The sequence below is a fragment of the Pseudomonas fluorescens group sp. PF-1 genome, assembly GCF_054481335.1.
In genome coordinates this window covers 323,282-341,740 of the sequence record NZ_JBTMNG010000002.1, presented here as the reverse complement: position 1 = coordinate 341,740, position 18,459 = coordinate 323,282, and the positions used below count along the sequence as shown (strand labels likewise).

16 protein-coding genes and 1 pseudogene are annotated in these 18,459 nt (G+C 59.4%); 12 read left to right on the top strand and 5 right to left on the bottom strand.

Going from position 1 to position 18,459, the window contains the following annotated elements; genetic code table 11:
• The first annotated feature begins 5 nt into the window (after positions 1 to 5).
• Positions 6 to 926 (top strand): zinc ABC transporter substrate-binding protein, encoded by a 921-nt coding sequence (locus tag ACX3YD_RS16230; RefSeq protein ID WP_458960503.1) that lies wholly within the window; start codon positions 6 to 8, stop codon positions 924 to 926.
• A 45-nt stretch (positions 927 to 971) separates the two neighbouring features.
• Here ACX3YD_RS16230 and ACX3YD_RS16225 read toward each other — a convergent pair whose 3' ends face one another.
• Together ACX3YD_RS16225 and ACX3YD_RS16220 are read right to left on the bottom strand one after the other, a co-directional pair.
• Positions 972 to 1,922 carry a homoserine kinase gene (locus tag ACX3YD_RS16225; RefSeq protein WP_103405369.1) on the bottom strand — a complete coding sequence of 317 codons (951 nt, stop codon included), beginning with the start codon at positions 1,920 to 1,922 and terminating at the stop codon, positions 972 to 974.
• 57 nt (positions 1,923 to 1,979) lie between these two features.
• The gene (locus tag ACX3YD_RS16220; protein ID WP_103405368.1) at positions 1,980 to 2,270 is read right to left on the bottom strand and encodes a DUF2782 domain-containing protein; all 291 of its coding nucleotides are present in this window, start codon (positions 2,268 to 2,270) and stop codon (positions 1,980 to 1,982) included.
• Between the two features lie 74 nt (positions 2,271 to 2,344).
• On the opposite strand from ACX3YD_RS16220, the gene polA reads away from it, so the two are divergent.
• Complete coding sequence (gene polA, locus ACX3YD_RS16215) at positions 2,345 to 5,149, top strand: DNA polymerase I (protein ID WP_458960502.1); 2,805 nt, start codon at positions 2,345 to 2,347, stop codon at positions 5,147 to 5,149.
• Positions 5,150 to 5,440: 291 nt separating this feature from the next.
• On the opposite strand, the gene yihA is transcribed toward polA, so the two are convergent.
• Entirely contained in the window at positions 5,441 to 6,082 is a 642-nt protein-coding gene (yihA, locus tag ACX3YD_RS16210; protein WP_047535804.1) for a ribosome biogenesis GTP-binding protein YihA/YsxC, read from the bottom strand.
• Between the two features lie 191 nt (positions 6,083 to 6,273).
• Between yihA and ACX3YD_RS16205 the strand changes: the two genes are divergently transcribed.
• From ACX3YD_RS16205 to ACX3YD_RS16175, 7 genes are all read left to right on the top strand, one after another.
• Positions 6,274 to 6,564, top strand: a complete 291-nt coding sequence (locus ACX3YD_RS16205) for a c-type cytochrome (protein WP_458960501.1) — start codon at positions 6,274 to 6,276, stop codon at positions 6,562 to 6,564.
• A 46-nt stretch (positions 6,565 to 6,610) separates the two neighbouring features.
• Entirely contained in the window at positions 6,611 to 7,234 is a 624-nt protein-coding gene (locus ACX3YD_RS16200; protein ID WP_047535802.1) for a c-type cytochrome, read from the top strand.
• 199 nt (positions 7,235 to 7,433) lie between these two features.
• Positions 7,434 to 8,075, top strand: a complete 642-nt coding sequence (dsbA, locus tag ACX3YD_RS16195; RefSeq protein ID WP_103405364.1) for a thiol:disulfide interchange protein DsbA — start codon at positions 7,434 to 7,436, stop codon at positions 8,073 to 8,075.
• A gap of 14 nt (positions 8,076 to 8,089) precedes the next feature.
• Positions 8,090 to 8,968 carry an endonuclease/exonuclease/phosphatase family protein gene (locus tag ACX3YD_RS16190; RefSeq protein WP_103405363.1) on the top strand — a complete coding sequence of 293 codons (879 nt, stop codon included), beginning with the start codon at positions 8,090 to 8,092 and terminating at the stop codon, positions 8,966 to 8,968.
• Positions 8,965 to 11,025: a GGDEF domain-containing protein gene (locus ACX3YD_RS16185; RefSeq protein WP_458960500.1), complete on the top strand. Its 2,061-nt coding sequence runs from the start codon at positions 8,965 to 8,967 to the stop codon at positions 11,023 to 11,025. Before ACX3YD_RS16190 ends, ACX3YD_RS16185 begins: the two co-directional genes overlap by 4 nt.
• 103 nt (positions 11,026 to 11,128) lie before the next feature.
• A complete protein-coding gene (locus ACX3YD_RS16180) occupies positions 11,129 to 11,908 on the top strand; it encodes an N-acetylmuramoyl-L-alanine amidase (protein WP_458960499.1) in 780 nt (259 codons plus the stop codon).
• Between the two features lie 76 nt (positions 11,909 to 11,984).
• A complete protein-coding gene (locus ACX3YD_RS16175) occupies positions 11,985 to 13,598 on the top strand; it encodes an EAL domain-containing protein (RefSeq protein ID WP_458960498.1) in 1,614 nt (537 codons plus the stop codon).
• Between the two features lie 6 nt (positions 13,599 to 13,604).
• Here the strand turns inward: ACX3YD_RS16175 and ACX3YD_RS16170 are convergent, their stop codons facing one another.
• Complete coding sequence (locus tag ACX3YD_RS16170; RefSeq protein ID WP_458960497.1) at positions 13,605 to 15,395, bottom strand: KinB sensor domain-containing domain; 1,791 nt, start codon at positions 15,393 to 15,395, stop codon at positions 13,605 to 13,607.
• Between the two features lie 7 nt (positions 15,396 to 15,402).
• A complete protein-coding gene (gene algB, locus ACX3YD_RS16165; RefSeq protein ID WP_047535787.1) occupies positions 15,403 to 16,749 on the bottom strand; it encodes a sigma-54-dependent response regulator transcription factor AlgB in 1,347 nt (448 codons plus the stop codon).
• A 382-nt stretch (positions 16,750 to 17,131) separates the two neighbouring features.
• Here algB and ACX3YD_RS16160 point away from each other — a divergent pair, with 382 nt between their 5' ends.
• The 3 genes and pseudogenes from ACX3YD_RS16160 to ACX3YD_RS16150 form a co-directional block, all read left to right on the top strand.
• The gene (locus tag ACX3YD_RS16160; RefSeq protein ID WP_047535784.1) at positions 17,132 to 17,419 is read left to right on the top strand and encodes a hypothetical protein; all 288 of its coding nucleotides are present in this window, start codon (positions 17,132 to 17,134) and stop codon (positions 17,417 to 17,419) included.
• Between the two features lie 72 nt (positions 17,420 to 17,491).
• On the top strand, positions 17,492 to 17,656 hold the full coding sequence (locus ACX3YD_RS16155; RefSeq protein WP_003170804.1) for a DUF1328 domain-containing protein: 165 nt from the start codon (positions 17,492 to 17,494) through the stop codon (positions 17,654 to 17,656).
• Positions 17,657 to 17,658: 2 nt separating this feature from the next.
• Positions 17,659 to 17,769 (top strand): annotated as a pseudogene (locus ACX3YD_RS16150) (inhibitor of vertebrate lysozyme family protein); the annotation flags it as partial.
• Positions 17,770 to 18,459 lie beyond the last annotated feature (690 nt).

Genomic DNA, 18,459 nt, shown 5'->3' with positions numbered 1-18,459 from the left:
TCATCGTGTCCCGACTTTTTTCTGTTTTTGTCGCATTTATCGCCAGTTTTCTGCTGATCGGTTCGGCCCACGCCGAAGTAAAAGTCCTCACCAGCATCAAGCCGCTGCAATTGATTGCCACTGCGGTGCAGGACGGCGTGGCGATTCCGGAAGTACTGCTGCCGCCGGGAGCCTCACCGCATAACTATGCCTTGCGCCCTTCCGACGTACGAAAAGTGCAATCGGTGGATCTGCTGTACTGGATAGGTCCGGACATGGAAGGTTTCCTGCCACGCGTGCTGAACGGTCGTACGCTGCCGAGCGTCGCCGTTCAGGATCTGCCGGGGATGAAGCTGCGCCGTTTCGCCGAAGATAGCCACTCGCATGCCGAAGATGCCGACGAACATGATCATGATCACCGCCCCGGCAGCCTGGACGCACATTTGTGGCTATCGCCAACCAACGCCCGTGTCATCGCGGCGAAAATGGCGGCTGACCTCAGTGCCGCCGATCCCGCCAACGCTGCGCGCTATCAAAGTAATCTCAAGGCGTTCGATGAACGTCTCGATGCGCTGGATCTGCGCCTGAAGAAACGTCTGGCCGGCATTGAAGGCAAACCTTACTTCGTGTTCCACGAAGCCTTCGATTACTTCGAGGACGCGTATGGGCTCAAGCACACCGGCGTTTTCAGTGTTGCAGCCGAAGTGCAGCCCGGCGCCCAGCATGTCGCGGCGATGCGCGCGCGGCTGCAGGAAGTGGGCAAGACCTGCGTGTTCAGCGAACCGCCGCTGCGTCCGCGCCTGGCGGAAACCCTGGTGGCCGGGCTGCCGGTGAAACTGGCGGAACTGGATGCGCTGGGCGGATACACGCCCGCGACTGCCCAGGGGTATGAGCAGGTAATGGAAAAACTGGGCAATGACCTGGCAGGCTGCCTGGAGTCGCTATAGGTGACGCGAAATCAGTGGTGAGGGGGCTTACCCCCTCACTACCCATCAAAGAGCGAAAGGTAGCGGCGTATTGACCTTCTGCCGCTGCGCCAACCGCAGTTGGAACTCCATCGGATCATGAATCAACACGTCCTGCCCGGCGAACGACTCCGCTGCGATCAGGCGTGACAGCCAGAAGCGCACGCAAGCCACACGCAGCATGGTCGGCCATAGCTCGGCTTCGGCAGCAGTGAATGGCCGAAGGGCCGCATAGGCCCCCAACAACGCCCGGGCGCGTGGCCCATCGATCAATCCCTCTTCGTCTGAACACCAGTCATTCAAGGCAATCGCCACGTCGTAGAGCATCGGCCCCGAACAGGCGTTGTAGAAGTCGATCAGCCCGGTCAGGTGCGTACCTTCGAACATCGCGTTGTCGCGGAACAGATCGGCATGGATGTTCGCTCGCGGCAGCGCCAGAATTTTCTCTTTTTGCTGAGTGATTTCTTCCAGAGCCCGTTGCAGCAGGTTTTTCTGCTCGGCATTCAGGTGCGACAGAAACTGCGCGCCCTCTTCCTGCATCCAGTCGAGGCCGCGATCGGTTTTGCGCTTGATCATGTTGGCTTGGGTCGCCAGGTGCAGGTGACCGAGCAGCTCGCCGACTTGCGCGCAATGTTGCGCATTGGCTTGCTTGATGTGCTTACCGGCCAGGCGCGGTTGCAACAGCGCTGGCTTGCCGGCCAGTTCGCGCAGGGCAACACCGTCGGTGGTGCGCAAGGCGTAAGGCACCGGCAGATCGGCTTCGTGAAGCACGTCGAGCAGTTCGATGAAGAACGGCATCTCCTGAACTGGACCACGCTCGACCAGGGTCAGGACGAATTCGCCCTGCTCCAGGCTGATGAAGAAATTGGTGTTTTCGCTACCGGCGGCAATCCCCTGGAAATCAAGCAGGCGGCCGAGGCCATAAGGGGCGAGAAAAGCTTCCAGCTCGGGCCGAGCCAGGGGAGTGAACACAGACATGTTTAAACTGCCAGTACGGGCGCCGCCAGTAGGCCAGCGCCGATTGAAATTAAGAAACTATTTCCACTCAAAGATCTTCCACGCCGGAATCAGCATATCCGGCTGATCCGAGCGGATGTAGTTTGCATCGGTGCCATCGGCACGCACAAGAAAGTACGGTTTACCTATTTTCGGCGTGACCTTGATGGCATACAAAAAACCATTCTGCCGATATTCCTGAATGGTTTTATCGCCCTCCGTGCGAATGGTTACTTCCGGATCTGCGGAAGGCGCATTGTCCGCCGCCATGGCGGCTAATGGAGCGATCGCAAACAAGCCAGCCAGCAACAGGCGATTGAGTGTGCACATGATAACCTTGTCCCTTTGTCGTCAACGGTCCCGCTATTCTAGCGCCGGACCCGCCGAAAAGGTTGATCCTGCTCATGAGCCAAGCTCCCCTCGTCCTGGTGGACGGTTCTTCTTACCTGTACCGCGCCTTTCACGCGCTGCCGCCACTGACCACGTCCAAAGGCCTACCGACCGGTGCGGTCAAGGGCGTACTGAACATGCTCAAGAGCCTGCGCAAGCAATACCCGGACAGTCCGTTCGCCGTGGTGTTCGATGCCAAGGGTGGGACATTTCGCGATGACCTGTACGCCGAATACAAGGCCAACCGTCCGAGCATGCCCGACGACATGCGCGTGCAGATCGAGCCGCTGCACCAGAGCGTGATCGCTCTGGGCTTCCCGCTCCTGTGCGTTGATGGCGTCGAAGCCGATGACGTGATTGGCACGCTGGCCCGCAGCAGCGCAGCCGCCAACCGTCCGGTGATCATCTCCACCGGCGACAAGGACATGGCGCAACTGGTCGACGGCCACATTACCTTGGTCAACACCATGACCGGTAGCAGCATGGACGTGGAGGGCGTGAAGGAGAAATTCGGCGTCGCTCCCGAGCAGATCATCGATTATCTGGCGCTCATGGGCGATTCTTCCGACAACATTCCGGGAGTTCCGGGCATCGGTCCGAAGACCGCTTCCGGCCTGCTGGTCGGGGTCAATGGCGGGTTGACCGAGCTCTACGCGCAGCTCGATATCGTACCGACCCTGCCGATCCGGGGCGCCAAGACCCTGCCGGCCAAGCTCGAAGAGCACAAGGAAATGGCATTCCTGTCCTATCAACTGGCGACCATCAAGGTCGACGTGCCGCTGGATATCGGCCTCGACGACCTGAAAATGGGTGACGAAGACCCGGAAAAACTTTACGAGCTCTACAGCCTGCTGGAATTCAAGAGCTGGTTGAACGATCTGCAACGCGACGCCAAGCGTATCGAACTGAGCGCTGCCGCCGAGCCAGAGCCGCTCGCCGATCTGTTCAGCGCCGCCAACGCCGAAGCGCCAGCGGTCACCTCTGAAACCCGGTACGAAACCATTCTTGATCAAGCACGGTTCGACGTCTGGCTGGAGAAACTGCACAACGCCAAACTGTTCGCCTTCGACACCGAAACCACCGGCATCGATGCGCAACAGGCACAACTGGTGGGCCTGTCATTCGCCGTGCAGGCCAACGAAGCGGCCTACATCCCGCTGACCCACTCCTACATCGGCGTGCCCGAGCAACTGGACCGCGACACCGTCCTGCGCGCCCTCAAGCCGATTCTGGAAGACCCGAACAAACTCAAGGTCGGCCAACACGCCAAGTTCGACATGAATATCCTGGCCAACTGCGCCATCGGTGGTGATCAGGCCAACGGCATCACCGTTCGCGGCGTCGCCTTCGACACCATGCTTGAGTCCTACGTGCTCAACTCCACGGCGACCCGCCATGACATGGACAGCCTGGCGCTGAAGTACCTGGATCACACCACCGTGAGTTTCCAGGACATCGCCGGTAAAGGTGCCAAGCAGCTGACGTTCGACCAGATTGCCCTCGAGCAGGCCGGGCCTTACGCTGCCGAGGACGCCGACATCACGTTGCGCCTGCACCAGGCGCTGTTCGAGAAACTCACCGCTATCCCGAGCCTGGCCAGCGTGCTGACCGACATCGAAATCCCGTTGGTGCCGGTGCTGGCACGCATCGAACGCCAAGGGGCTTTTGTCGATGCGGCCCTGCTGGGCGTACAAAGCATCGAACTGGGCGACAAGATGGTAGCGCTGGAGCGCGAAGCCTTTGAGATCGCCGGCGAAGAGTTCAACCTCGGTTCGCCCAAGCAGCTGGGGACCATCCTCTACGAGAAACTCGGTCTGCCGGTGCTGAAGAAAACCGCCAAGGGCCAGCCATCCACGGCCGAGGAAGTACTGGCCAAACTGGCCGAGGACGACTATCGCCTGCCCAAAGTGCTCATGGAATACCGTTCCATGAGCAAGCTGAAAAGCACCTACACCGACCGCCTGCCGGAGCAAATAAACCCGCGTACCGGGCGCATCCATACGTCTTACCATCAGGCGGTGGCGTCCACTGGACGCCTGTCCTCCAGCGATCCGAACCTGCAGAACATTCCGGTGCGCACCGCTGAGGGACGTCGCATCCGCCAGGCTTTCGTGGCCCCGGCCGGTTACAAGTTGCTGGCGGCGGACTACTCGCAGATCGAGTTGCGGATCATGGCTCACCTGTCCCGCGATGAAGGCTTGATGAACGCCTTCCGTCACAATCTGGACGTGCACACCGCGACCGCCGCCGAAGTGTTCAAGGTCGAACTGGCCGACGTCACTTCCGACCAGCGCCGCAGCGCCAAGGCGATCAACTTCGGCCTGATCTACGGCATGGGCGCACAAAAGCTCGGCAAGGACATTGGCGTGGACACCAAGACCGCCAAGGCCTACATCGACACTTACTTCGCCCGTTACCCCGGCGTTCGCCAATACATGGACCGCACCCGCGCACAGGCAGCGGATCAAGGCTATGTAGAGACGTTCTTCGGGCGGCGGCTGTACCTGCCGGAGATCAACTCCAACAAGCCGCAGGAACGCGCCGCCGCTGAACGCACGGCGATCAACGCACCGATGCAAGGCACGGCGGCGGACATCATCAAGAAAGCCATGGTCGCTGTGGATAACTGGCTGGCCACATCCGGCCTCGATGCCAAAGTCATCCTGCAGGTGCACGATGAACTGGTGCTTGAGGTGCGTGAAGACCTGGTCGATCAGGTCAGCGAGGAAATTCGCCTGCACATGAGCGGCGCGGCGAAGCTGGACGTTCCGTTGCTGGTGGAAGTGGGCGTGGGCAACAACTGGGATGAGGCCCACTGAGCCTTTTGACGAGACACTACTCTCCTGCTGCGGCGTAGTGCCGCAGCGGAGCAAGCGAAGGATGATTATTCCGGAAGGCGCTTAGGGTTATTCCAAAGGCATTCGAAAAAAATCTGAACTAATCCGCCAAAACACCACTCAGAGTTACTGAATGGCTGGTGAAGCCCTTCGATGCTCCTATGTTGTGTTAAGTGTTGGCAGATATCTGGACCCCGCCCTAGCGGTCTAGAACTTGAACCCCGGACCTTCCCCCTCCCCATAGAAGTCCGGGGTTTTTTTTGCCTGCAGCTTTTACTCGGCCGCTTCGGCACCCTTGTCCGCCAGCTCCATCCAGTCCGCCAGTACAGTGTAGGCGTCTTCCAGGCCCATGCGTTTTGGCGCCGAAAAAAGCTGAATGGTCACGGCATCGCCCCAACCCTTGCGGATTTCCGACTGCACTTTGAGCAGCGTGTTCTTGGCGGCACCGTAGGTGAGCTTGTCCGCTTTGGTCAGCAGGATATGCATGGGCATGCCGCTGGCGACGGCCCAATCGAGCATCAGCAGGTCGAAGTCGGTCATTGGATGACGGATATCCATCATCAAAATCAGACCCTTCAGGCTTTCGCGGCTGCCCAGGTACGCTTCCAGGTGACGCTGCCAGTGCTGCTTGAGCGGAATGGGTACTTTTGCGTATCCGTAGCCTGGCAGGTCGACCAGACGGCGTTCATCGTCTAGCTTGAAGAAGTTCAACAACTGTGTGCGACCCGGCGTTTTCGAGGTTCGCGCCAGGCTCGCGTGAGTCAGGGTGTTAAGCGCACTGGACTTGCCGGCGTTGGAACGACCGGCGAAGGCCACTTCAAAGCCTTCGTCATCCGGACATTGGTCGACTTTGGCGGCGCTGAGCATGAAGGTGGACTGTTGGCACAGACCGAGGATGGGGTTCTTGAGTTGCATGGGATTTCCGATGTGGGCGGCGCCTGGAATGGGCGCGGCAAGCGGTGTCGCTTCCGTTTCACTGACGCCAGTATATAATGCCGCAGATTTTGTGTGCGCTTTGTCCCAGCGTAGGATGAAGTTCATGAGAGCGATAGACCTTGATTGCGCATTAGAACGCAACACGCTCTCAACCCTGAAAAGGTCGTTTTATGACGAAATGGCTGCTAGTTGCCGGTGTCTTGATGCCGCTTTACAGCGCTCAGGCTACACAGGATCCGGAAGCTGTGTACAACCGTGTTTGTGGTGCCTGTCATTCCGGCCAACTACCCATAGCGCCCCGCAAGGGCGATCAGGCAGCTTGGACGCCGAGGTTGGCGAAAGGTATGGAGACGCTGGTGCAACACGTGACCCAGGGTTTCAAGGCGATGCCGCCGCGTGGTTTGTGCATGGACTGCAGTGCCGAGGATTACCAGGCCATCATCCAGTGGATGAGCGAGTAATCCCGGTCCATAACTCTTTAACCCTTAGCCGTAGTTGGATTAGCTGATGAACAAATTGATCGTGAGTCTGCTGTTGACCGTGGGGATCTCCGGCATTGCCCATGCTGCAGGTGAGCCAGTAAAACCTGGTGACGCCACTGCAGGCCAGGCAAAAGCCGCCGTATGTGGTGCCTGTCATGGCCCGGATGGCAACAGCATGGCGCCTAACTTTCCAAAACTGGCCGGCCAGGGCGAACGCTACCTGACCAAGCAACTGCACGACATCAAGTCGGGCAAGCGCACGGTTCTGGAAATGACGGGCCTGCTGACCAACCTGAGCGATCAGGACCTGGCCGATATCGCTGCCTATTTCTCCAGCCAGAAAGGCAGTGTCGGTGCCGCCGATGAGAAGCTTGTGGCTCGCGGTCAGGATTTGTTCCGTGGCGGCAAAGTGGATCAGGGCATGCCCGCGTGCACCGGTTGCCACTCGCCTAATGGCGCAGGTAACGCGGCAGCCGGCTTCCCGCACCTGGGCGGTCAGCATGCTCAATACGTGACCAAGCAACTGACTGACTTCCGTGAAGGTAACCGTACGAACGACGGTGACACCATGGTCATGCGCAGTATTGCCGCGAAGCTCAGCAACAAAGACATCGAAGCGGTGTCCAGCTACATTCAAGGCCTGCACTAAGACCGGCGAATCGGGCGTTGCGCAGGGAGTCTGTCGCCTGCCACGTTAACGCTCGATTAATCCGTCGCGGCAAGTATAAAAAGGGTGGCTTTGGCCGCCCTTTTTTGTGGCCGCTGCCGTTACACTACAGAACTCAAGCCCGCCAGGACCTGTCTGAAAACAGGTCGCGCGTGGCGATAAAATTGTCCAGGAGTAAAGCATGCGTAATCTGATCATCAGCGCCGCACTCGTCGCTGCCAGCCTGTTCGGCATGACTGCCCAGGCCGCCGAAGCCCCCGTTACCCCTTATGTCGAACTGACTAATCCGGTTCCGGTTGCCGTGCCTGGCAAGATCGAAGTGGTGGAGCTGTTCTGGTACGGCTGCCCGCATTGCTACGCCTTTGAGCCAGTGATCAATCCGTGGGTCGAAAAACTGCCGTCCGACGTGAATTTCGTACGCATCCCCGCCATGTTCGGTGGCCCATGGGACGCCCACGGCCAAATGTTCCTGACCCTTGAAGCCATGGGCGTCGAGCACAAGGTGCACGCTGCGGTGTTCAATGCCATCCAGAAAGAACACAAAAAGCTCACCGACAAGAATGACATGGCGGACTTCCTGGCCACCCAGGGCGTAGACAAGGACAAGTTCCTGGCCACCTTCGACTCCTTCGCCATCAAGGGCAAGATCGTCCAGGCCCGCGAACTGGCCAAGAAATATGAAATCACCGGCGTGCCAACCCTGATCGTCAACGGCAAGTATCGCTTTGACGTCGGTTCTGCCGGTGGTGCCGAACAGGCTCTGCAACTGGCCGACAAACTGGTCGACAAAGAGCGAGCCACCAATAAGGCTGCTGCCAACTAAGCGCGGTACTGAGCATGCGCCGCTGGGGAACCGAACGCGTCGTTGGCCTGCATGATCCGCAGGTCAACGAACACCATCTGGAGTCTACGGGCTTGCCGGCGGACAGCCGTCTTCGCTTGCTCAGCTTCAACATTCAGGTCGGCATCAGCACCGAGCGCTATCGGCACTACCTGACCCGAGGCTGGCAACACCTGTTGCCGCATCCCGGGCGTGCCGACAATCTGCAGAAAATCGGCAATCTGCTCGGCGACTTCGACCTGGTCGCCTTGCAGGAAGCCGATGGCGGCAGCCTACGTTCAGGCTACGTCAACCAAGTCGAACACCTGGCCCAGCTCGGCGCCTTCCCCTACTGGTATCAACAACTCAATCGAAATCTCGGGCGTCTCGCTCAGCACAGCAACGGCGTGCTGAGCCGCCTGCGCCCGTGGGCGATTGAAGATCATCCGCTGCCGGGGCCGAAAGGTCGCGGGGCGATTCTGGTGCGCTTCGGCGAAGGCCCGGAGGCGTTGGTGGTGGTCATGATGCACCTGGCACTGGGCGCCCGCGCTCGCAGCCTGCAACTGGCCTATATCCGTGATCTGATTGGCGATTACAAGCACCAGGTACTGATGGGCGACATGAATACTCATGCCAGCGACTTGCTGCAAAACTCGCCATTGCGTGATCTCGGCCTGCTGGCCCCGCAACTGGAAGCGACCTTCCCCAGCTGGCGTCCGCAGCGCTGTCTGGACCATATTCTGTTGAGCCCGACCCTGACCCTTGAAAAGGTCGAAGTGCTGGCCCAGCCCATTTCCGATCACCTGCCGGTCGCGGTAGAGATTCGTCTGCCGGGTTCGCTCACGGCCGATGCATTGCCCGCGTTGAGTCCTGCCCCTCGCGGATCCCTTGAATGAGCGACGAAACACAGCGCTGGAAAGAGAAATACCTCAAAAGCATCGAACAACAGGAAAAGCTCGAACGTCGCTGGGACGCACGCCTCGACTTGCTGCGCCGCGGCCTGGTACGCAGCACCCTGGCGGCGGAAGGCACCGACCGCGCCGTCGACCAGTGCATGAAGGAAATGCGCGAAGTGGTGCGCACCGACGACATGGACGCCGGCCTGGCCGCCCTGCTCCCGCGCCTGGAAAAAGCCGTGCTCGACTCCGAGCAGCGCCGGGAGACACGTGTCAACCAGACCAGCGCCGCACTGACCGCCTTGGTCACTCAATTGCAAAAATTGCCGCTGCCCCGAGAAGTCCGGCGACCACTGAAGAATTTCGCCAAACAACTGGACAGTCGGGTCAGCCAGGCCCGCGAGATCCCTTTGCTCCTGAGTGAGCTCAGCGGTCTGCAAGGCAAGGCCCTGAGTCAGCTGGATAGCCCGACAGAACCCGATCGACCGGGGCTGTTGCAGCGGCTGTTCGGTCACCGCGAAACCGAGGAAGCGGCCGTCGCCTTGGAGCAGGCCCCCATCGCGCCGTCCGCCGAAGCCGTTTCCGCGCCGGCTGCCGCGACCCCTTCAGTACCTGTGGATCTCGCACCCGCCGTTGACGAACCGCCGAAGGCGCTTCCGGTTTCTCCCGAAGCGGTTTCCACCCCACCGGCCATCGAAACCTCATCGCAAACGACAGAATCGTCAGCCGTACACGCAGTTGTTCCGCCAGCCCCGGAACCTCGACAAAAGCCCGACTCGCCCATCGAGACGACGGCCCCAACTGCTTCAGAGGCACCCAGGGAAGCGGAATCCTCCTCCGTCGCACCAGTGGCGCAGACTGAGCCGGGAACCAACCCTGACGAACTGACCCCGGTGGTGTTTCTCGACACCCTGCCACTTCCGACGCCCATGGCCCAGGCACTGGCGGCCATCGATCCGGAGCAATCCGAGGACGACGTACTCTATGCCCTGCCGGACTCGCCCGAGCCGTCGTACAGCTCGGTCGCCAAACACATCGAAGACACCTTGCTGGGCCTGCTCGACGACCTGACGCTGCCTGAACGTCACCGCCCGCAAGCCGAGTCGATGCGTGACCGCCTGAAAAATGGTTTGAACTGGTACGAATTGCTACCGATCCTCGACGATCTCGCGACCTTGATGCTGGCGATCTCTGATAGCGGTCAGCACGAATTCGAGACTTACCTGCAACGACTCAACGAACGACTCGAGTCGTTCCAGAGCAATCTGCAGGCTGCCAGCGACGGTCATGCCGACAGCCGGTCTGCCGCGCAAGCCATGGACACGCAAATCCGCGAACAAGTCGACGGCTTGCAGAACAGCATGCATGAAGCGGCAGACCTGGATGACCTCAAGCAAGTACTGGAGAACCAGCTCGAAGGCCTGCTGGGCACCATGGACCAGCACCGCAAGCAACGCGACGAGCGTGAGCAGGAGGTGGCGGGCCGCCTCAAAAGCCTGGCCGAACGGGTGGCCCTCATGGAGCAGGAAGCCCTGGGTTTTCGCGAACACCTCGAAGAGCAACGCCAGAAAGCCTTGATCGACCCGCTGACCGGCCTGCCCAACCGCGCCGCCTGGAGCGAACGCCTGGACCACGAAATCAGCGAGTGGCAGCAACACGGCAACACGCTGATGCTGGCGATGCTCGACCTCGATCACTTCAAGCGCATTAACGATAACTACGGTCACCTGGCGGGCGACAAAGTGCTGAAACTCATCGCCAGCGTGCTGCGCAAACGCCTGCGTGGCACGGATTTCATTGCACGCTTCGGCGGTGAAGAGTTTGTCCTGTTGATGCCTTCCACCGTGCCGGCGGCCGGCATGAAGCTGCTGGAGTACCTGCGCGCATCCATTGAAGCCTGCCCTTTCCACTTCAAGGGTGAGCGGGTGACGATCACTATTTCCATGGGCCTGACGGCGTTCAAGCCCGGGGAACATAGCGACCTGGTGCTTAAGAGAGCCGATCAGGCACTCTACCGCGCCAAAAACGCAGGACGAAACCGGGTGGAACTGGGCTGACGGGCAATTGTTCCATTTTGTTTAAAACTGCGCGATGGGCGTCCGCACGCAAGGCAGTACGTTACACTGTTGCATTACTGTCTTGCGTGTATTGCCCTCGACCATGAAATATTTCGCTCTTATCGTGTCGCTGATTCTGCTGGCCGGCTGCGCCAGCGGCCCCCGCTTCGACACCAGCCACCCCTCCGCCAACCACGACAGCCGCATTCAGTTCGTGGTGCTGCATTACACCAATGCATCCCAGGAGCGCTCTCTGCAACTGCTCACCCACGGTGAAGTCAGTAGCCACTACCTGATTGGCGACGACAAGAACGCGACCATCTTCAAACTGATGGACGAAAACCAGCGAGCCTGGCACGCCGGGGACAGCCAATGGCAAGGACGGACCTGGCTCAACTCCAGTTCCATCGGCATCGAAATCGTCAATCCGGGGTTCAAGGACACGCCGACCGGACGTCTCTGGTATCCCTACAGCGAAGCCCAGGTCCAGTCGCTGATCGTCCTGCTCAAGGACATCAGCAAGCGCCACGCCATCAGCCCTCGCAGCATCATCGGCCACAGCGACATCGCACCGCTGCGCAAACTCGATCCGGGGCCGCTGTTTCCCTGGAAACGCCTGGCGAGCGAAGGCATCGGCTTTTGGCCGAACGAGCAAGCCGTCGCGAGGCAACAAGCGATATTCGAGGCACAGTTGCCGAGCATCACCTGGTTTCAGACACAGCTGGCCCGCGTCGGTTACGACACGCCGCAAACCGGCGAACTGGACGTGGCAACCCGCCATGTGCTCGCCGCCTTTCAAATGCACTTCCGGCCGTCACGCTACGACGGAACCCTGGACGCGCAAACGGCAGCCCTCCTTCAGGTGCTTAATCAGACAAAATAATGACGCCCGCCCGGCGGTCAACGCACTTTCTCAATCAGCAGCTATAACTCATTGGTAATCCGTCGGATATTCCAAAATGACTGCTGCTCGAGACATGCTCCGTAGCTGGTTCTATCGCCCCTGGTTTTTGGCGATGCTCGCTGCTGTCTTAAGTGCTTCACTGCTGTTGGCCGGCAGCTACTTCGTGGCCATCCAGCAGGTCGAACAAAACGAAAGTCAGGAAATGAATGCCCAAAGCGAACGTTTCCTCGCCCGCCTGGAGCAACTTTTCGGGCAATTGCGCGAAAGCCTCGATGACCTGGAAGCGCAGCCATTGCGAACCTGCAATGACGAGATGATCGCGACCCTGCAGCAAGTCAGCTTCAATTACCGCTTTGTGTATGAAGCCGCCTATATGGACGCGGAACGGATCTGCTCGAGCCGCCCCCGCCAGGAAGGTTTGTCGCTGACCCGGCCACCGGACATCAAGGGGCCCACCTACAGTTATTGGCTGAACACCACCACTGAACCCGATGAAAACCGTGCGGCGCTGATGCTCGGCCGTGGCAATTTTCGTGTGGCCACGTCTCGCGGCCACTTGACCGACATGGTCGACCTGTCACCGGGCAGCAGTTTGTTGGTGGTTCTCGATCATGGCACCAGGGCGATACCGGTGTTGGGTGACTCACAGGTCTGGTCGCTGACCGAACCTTGGCCACTCAATAGCCGCGACGCACTGCAAGTCACGCAGTACCGTTTGATTTACCGCATGCCCACCGCCAACCCGGAATTCCAACTGGTGCTGATCAGCCCCCGCACGAGCACCCATATACCGCCGATGTGGTGGTGGTTGTTACCGGTCAGTCTGGTGCTGGCTGCCTTTGTCGGCTTCCTGGTGTTCCTGCTGGTACGCCAGCGACAGTCGCTGGATGCGGAACTGACGGGGGCCATTCGCCGCGGCGAGCTGCAAGTGTTGTATCAGCCGATTTTCGATCTCGACAGTCGCAACTGCGTCGGGGCCGAGGCCTTGCTGCGTTGGCGCAGGCCGGACGGTAGCCTGACCAGTCCCGACCTGTTCATCCCCATGGCCGAGAATACCGGCCAGATCCGGCAGATGACCGACTTCGTCCTGCAACGCCTGCTTGAGCAGCTCGGGCAAGTGCTGCGGGCCAATCCGCAGCTCTACATCTCGGTCAACCTGGCGGCGTGTGATGTCATGATCCCGCGCATCGGCCAAGTGATGGCACGCCTGCTCACCTTGCACCGGGTCGCGGCCAAGCAAATTGCCTTCGAAGTCACAGAACGCGGACTGATCGATGTCGAGGTGGCGCGGGAAAACCTGCAAGCCTTGCGGGACGTCGGGCATCAGGTGTTGATCGATGACTTCGGCACCGGCTATTGCAGCCTTGCCTACCTGCAAACCCTGCCCGTGGATTGCCTGAAAATCGACAAGGCCTTTATTGATGCACTGGGTCATGACGCGGCGAGCAGCGGCGTGGCCCCGCACATCATCCACATGGCTCAGTCACTGCACTTGAAGGTCATCGCCGAGGGCATCGAGCATGAATCCCAGGCCGCGTTGTTGAGCAGTGAAGGCGTGAAGTTCGGCCAGGGCTGGTTGTTCGCCCATGCGCTGAGTGCAGTACAACTCATCGAACTGATTACGCGGGGTCGCCGGGTGAACAAGCGACGCCTGGATGACGAGGCCTGAAAGCCGCTACACCGCCAGCGCCATATAGAACTGAGTGCCCTGCCCCGGCCGCGAATAAACCCCCATCCGCCCACCATGCAGCTGCACGATTTCCTTGCACAACGCCAGGCCGAGCCCCGCTCCGCCTTTTTTGCGACCCACCTGCACAAAGGGCTCGAAAATACGCCCTTGCTGCCCGTAGGCGATGCCTTCTCCATTATCTTCGACACTGATAATGACCCGCTCGCCGTGGCGCCGGGCCTGCAAACGGATGAGACCACCACGGGCGGTGTGGCGAAGCGCATTGTCGATCAGGTTATCGAGCACACGGTCCAGTTGCGGCTGGTCGGCCTGCAAGTGCGGCAATGGCCCCTGCATTTCCACCAACAACTCAATGCCCTTCTGCTCGGCGCCCTCGGCAAATCGTAACCGCGCTTGCTCCAAAAGATCCTCGATGGAACAGGGCGCGAGCGTCAGTTTTTGCAAGCCATTCTGGTAACGGGAAAAATTCAGCAGGTCGTTGATCAACTGCATCAGGCGCTGCATCTCTTCGTTCACCGTGTCCAGCAGATCGGCCTCACGGGATTCCGGGGGGAAATGCGTGCGCTCGCGGAACAGGCCGAACGCCATGTGCATGCCGGTGACCGGGGTGCGCAACTCATGGGAAGCGCGCAACACGAACTCGCTGCGTACCCGCTCGAAAGCGCGCTGCTCGGTGACGTCATGCAACACCATCACCGCGCCGAGAATATGGCCCTGGGTATGGCTGACCGGCGTCAGGCTATAGGTCAGCAGGCGCGACTCGCCATCGACCTCGACACTCAAGTCCTCCGGCGCCCGCTCCAGCGTGCCGCCACGCAGCACCAGTTGCAGCTGCTCATCGAGCTCGGGACGCTCCAGGGCGGTGCCCAGCCCTTGGCCGAGGCGATCGGAGTCCCAACCCAGCTGACGTTGCGCTACCGGGTTGAGGTGCTCCAGGCGCCCTTGACGATCTATCATCAGCAGGCCGTCATCGATGCTGTCGAGCACGGCTTGCAACCGCTGCTGGCCCGCCAGCAACTCATCGACGTTCGTGGCCTGATGCTCACGCAGCGCCTCGGCCATGATCCCGAAACGCTTGGTCAACTGGTTCAACTCCACCGCCGAGGAAATCGGCAGCGTGACGTCGAATTTGCCTTGGCCAATATTGTCCGCCGCCTGCGCCAACGCTTCGATGGGCTCCCCGAAACGCCGGGCGATGGCATGAGCGGTCACGAAACCAATGATCAGCACCGCGAGACCGACCAACCCCAGAAGCCCGGCGATCAGCAGCGCTCGCTCACGGGACGAACGCTCCGTGGCGCTGATGTTATCCAGCGCCTGCTTGTGCTCATTGAGCAAACCCGTTCGCAGCGCATTGAATTTTTCAGTGAGCGCCTGGTTGCCACTCAGCACATGCGTCGGTTCATCGGCCGCTTCATACGCCTGGATGAAGCTCAAGTAGTCAGCCTTGGCTTTTCTGAAGCCGTTCTCATTACCTTCGACCGGCGGCTCTTTGGCAATGCCTTGATCCAAAAGCTCGAGGTAATGCTGCTTGGAAGCCTCAAAGGCCGCGGCGTCATGGTTTTCACTGAGCATGATGATCAGTTGATCGCCCAGGGTCTGGCGCAATTTGAGGCCCAGGTCCAGGGTGCTGAAGTTGTTGCGCACCAAGGCTTCCTGGCTCCCGGCCATTTGCATCACGCTGACCAGCCCGAGCAGCAGCCCGAGCAGCGCTACGGTGATGAGCGCGGAAATGCTCAGGAACAGCCGGGTCCGCAACTTCATCGCCAGTTTCATCGGAGGCTCACAAGTTGTACTGCTTGCGTTTGCGGTACAGGGTCGAAGCGTCGATACCCAAAGTCTTCGCCGCTTGATCCAGCGTGCCGGCAGTGGCCAGGACGGCGCCGATGTGGGCCTTTTCCAATTCATCCAGGCTCAACGCCGCGCCGATGCGTGGCGCATTATTGACTGGCGTGTCGGCCATCCCCAGGTGAACGATCTCGACCAGCTCCTGCGGGCAGATAATGCTCGCTCGCTCCACCACGTTACGCAGTTCGCGAATGTTGCCCGGCCAGCGATAGCTCAACAGCGCTTCACGCGCCTCATCGCTGAAGCCCCGGGCCGGACGCGCGTACTCCTTGACGAACCGCGCCAGGAACCGGTCGGCCAGGGTCAAAATGTCTTCTCTGCGTTCGCGCAGCGGCGGCAAGTGCAAGGTGATGACGTTCAGACGATAGAGCAGGTCTTCCCGGAAACGGCCATCGCGGACCATGTCTTCGAGGTTCTGGTTGGTGGCCGCGAGAATGCGTACATCGGCGCGGCGGGTGACCGGATCGCCGACACGCTCGTATTCCTTGTCCTGGATGAATCGCAGCAACTTGGGTTGCAAAATCAAGGGAAAATCGCCGATCTCATCAAGAAACAGCGTGCCGCCGTCTGCCTGATTGACACGCCCCAAGGTGCTTTCGCTGGCCCCGGTGAACGCGCCACGGCTGTGACCGAACAGCTCGCTTTCCATGAGTTCGGCGGTCAGCGACGGACAATTGATGGTGATGCAGGATTTTTTCGCCCGCTTGCTCCAGCCGTGAATCGCCTGGGACAGTTCGCCTTTACCGGTGCCGGATTCGCCGAGAATCAAAATATTGGCATCGGTCACCGCCACCTGGCGGGCGGTTTCGAGCACCACCTTCATCGCCGGACTGTGGGAATCCAGGCCGTCCTTGGGTTTGCGCACTTCGCCTTCCAGGGCTTCCAGACGCGCCGACAATTGCCGGACTTCCAACTGTTTGGCGGTTGCCAGGCGCAATTGATCGGGACTGCAGGGTTTGACCAGATAATCGGCAGCACCGGCCTGAATAGCATCCACGGCAGTGTCCACGGCCGAGTGCGCGGTGACGATCACCACGCGCATCCAGGGTGCCTGAATCCGCATCTGCGCCAGCACATCCAGACCGTTGTCTTCACCCAGACGCAAATCAAGGAAGCACAGGTCGAAGACCTGACGTTGCAACAGCGCGTCGGCCTGCGCAGCACTGTTGGCGGTCGCCACGCTATAGCCCTCGTCTTCCAGGCAATAGCGAAAGGTACGCAGGATGGCAGACTCATCATCCACCAGAAGAATACGACCTTGGTGCTCAGTGGCGGATTCCATTTTCCTACGCTCCTTAATGAATGATCTTGGTTAGTCCCGGAAAAATCGGGCAAGTTGCATGGTTTATTCTGATGCATTCCTTCCATGGCAGGTTAGCTCTCTCCTGACACGATGCCTTGTGTCCATTTCTGACACCTGCGCCCTACGTTCAATTCAAAAATAATGCGACCTGGGTCAAATCGATCGTGCATTACGCACGACGGCGCAAAGGGCCATCGTGCAGGATGCGTCCGCAGCCATTTGCGCAAATTACCTAAAAGATTGATTTATAACGATTTTTATATATAAAAAAGCTGGCATGCAGGCTGCAACAACCTGAGTAATGCAGGGCAACAACAAACGCCCTCAACGAAATGAACCCCAGCGTGGGAGGAGCCTCAGGATGAATTGCCAACGTGCCGCCCAATTGCGTTTCTCGCCACTGCATCTTCAGCAAGGTCTGTTCGCCGTACTCGCGCTGCTGATCACGTTGATCGCCGGCCAGCAGTTCCTGCGCTGGGAGCAGAACCAACAGCAGGAAGCGTCGCGCGTTTCCTTTCAACATCCGACACAGACTCACTTCAGCGCCGCCAGCAGCGGCATGAGCGACAACACCTCCATACGAATGATGGATGTCGATCAGGCTCGGCCAGACGATGAGATGCCTCGTCAGGAGCGCTGGGTGTTCTAGGTTCACACCTTTGGCGCGATCGCCGCGCCGAAACGAGCAACACCTCTAAATAGAAGCGTAAGGAGAATCACCATGTTGAGCTGGGCAATCACATTCTTGATCATTGCCATTGTCGCCGCCGTACTGGGCTTCGGTGGTATCGCGGGCACCGCCACGGGTATCGCCAAGATTCTCTTTGTCGTGTTCCTGGTGATGTTCATTGCTTCCTTCTTCTTTGGCCGTCGCGGTCGAGGCTAAGCATGAACGTTGGGTTAAAGACACTGGCAGCCGCCCTGCTCCTGGGCGGCTGCGCCATCGCCTTGGCTGCCAATGACGGGCAGACGCGGGTCAACCCGCAATGGAATGCCGACTGAAAAAAGATCACGTTGGTATTGAGGCATCGATACCGAATTTGAAACATGAAAGGGGCTAAATGCCTCTTCCACTGCGCCCACCTGAGGAAGGTCGGTGCATGACCAAGGGGTCGGGACGTTCTGCCTGTGTCAGGGGCGGAGTGACCTACGGGCACATGGAGTGCCTGCGCAAGGGCCGGGTCAGGTAAAAGCTGCGACGCAAGTTCGCCGGTCAAGCATGGCTCGACGGACTTGCGGAGAGCTTGCACGCTCACAACGTCGAGCCAGAGCGACGCACTTGTTTAGCCCCCTCCCGCGGAAAATCCCCCTCTCATCCCCTCAAGTACTTTTTCCGGTTGCTCGCGACTGACCGTATATCGAGAAAAATGGCCCTTATTCGCCTGTCAGTTTTCCCTGAACCTCGTGGGATTTTAACGAAATTTATCGTCTATTCTATTGTTCAATAAATAATCAATCTGCGCTGTGATGGCCGGTTCACGGCACTTTTGCCTGCCGAAATGTCACATTCGAACCGATTGGGACGCGGGTTTCAGTTAAAAAACCTCATGCCGATTCGGCATAGGGTAGGCGTTTACGGCATTAGACGTCGCTTCCTTGCATCGGAATAGTTGCGCCTTTTTTCGCCTGCCAGAGAGCCATTAACAAGCGCTCCGGGGCTCCTTATACGGGGGCGGATGCACAGACTTT

Excerpts from the sequence above, each read along its gene's own strand:
- ACX3YD_RS16155 (WP_003170804.1), top strand. The coding sequence starts at position 17,492 with ATGTTGAGCTGGGCAATCACATTCTTGATCATTGCCATTGTCGCCGCC.
- polA (WP_458960502.1), top strand. The coding sequence starts at position 2,345 with ATGAGCCAAGCTCCCCTCGTCCTGGTGGACGGTTCTTCTTACCTGTAC.
- ACX3YD_RS16200 (WP_047535802.1), top strand. The coding sequence starts at position 6,611 with ATGAACAAATTGATCGTGAGTCTGCTGTTGACCGTGGGGATCTCCGGC.
- ACX3YD_RS16205 (WP_458960501.1), top strand. The coding sequence starts at position 6,274 with ATGACGAAATGGCTGCTAGTTGCCGGTGTCTTGATGCCGCTTTACAGC.
- ACX3YD_RS16190 (WP_103405363.1), top strand. The coding sequence starts at position 8,090 with ATGCGCCGCTGGGGAACCGAACGCGTCGTTGGCCTGCATGATCCGCAG.
- ACX3YD_RS16170 (WP_458960497.1), bottom strand. The coding sequence starts at position 15,395 with ATGAAACTGGCGATGAAGTTGCGGACCCGGCTGTTCCTGAGCATTTCC.
- yihA (WP_047535804.1), bottom strand. The coding sequence starts at position 6,082 with ATGCAACTCAAGAACCCCATCCTCGGTCTGTGCCAACAGTCCACCTTC.
- ACX3YD_RS16225 (WP_103405369.1), bottom strand. The coding sequence starts at position 1,922 with ATGTCTGTGTTCACTCCCCTGGCTCGGCCCGAGCTGGAAGCTTTTCTC.
- algB (WP_047535787.1), bottom strand. The coding sequence starts at position 16,749 with ATGGAATCCGCCACTGAGCACCAAGGTCGTATTCTTCTGGTGGATGAT.
- ACX3YD_RS16185 (WP_458960500.1), top strand. The coding sequence starts at position 8,965 with ATGAGCGACGAAACACAGCGCTGGAAAGAGAAATACCTCAAAAGCATC.
- ACX3YD_RS16160 (WP_047535784.1), top strand. The coding sequence starts at position 17,132 with ATGAATTGCCAACGTGCCGCCCAATTGCGTTTCTCGCCACTGCATCTT.
- ACX3YD_RS16180 (WP_458960499.1), top strand. The coding sequence starts at position 11,129 with ATGAAATATTTCGCTCTTATCGTGTCGCTGATTCTGCTGGCCGGCTGC.
- dsbA (WP_103405364.1), top strand. The coding sequence starts at position 7,434 with ATGCGTAATCTGATCATCAGCGCCGCACTCGTCGCTGCCAGCCTGTTC.
- ACX3YD_RS16175 (WP_458960498.1), top strand. The coding sequence starts at position 11,985 with ATGACTGCTGCTCGAGACATGCTCCGTAGCTGGTTCTATCGCCCCTGG.
- ACX3YD_RS16220 (WP_103405368.1), bottom strand. The coding sequence starts at position 2,270 with ATGTGCACACTCAATCGCCTGTTGCTGGCTGGCTTGTTTGCGATCGCT.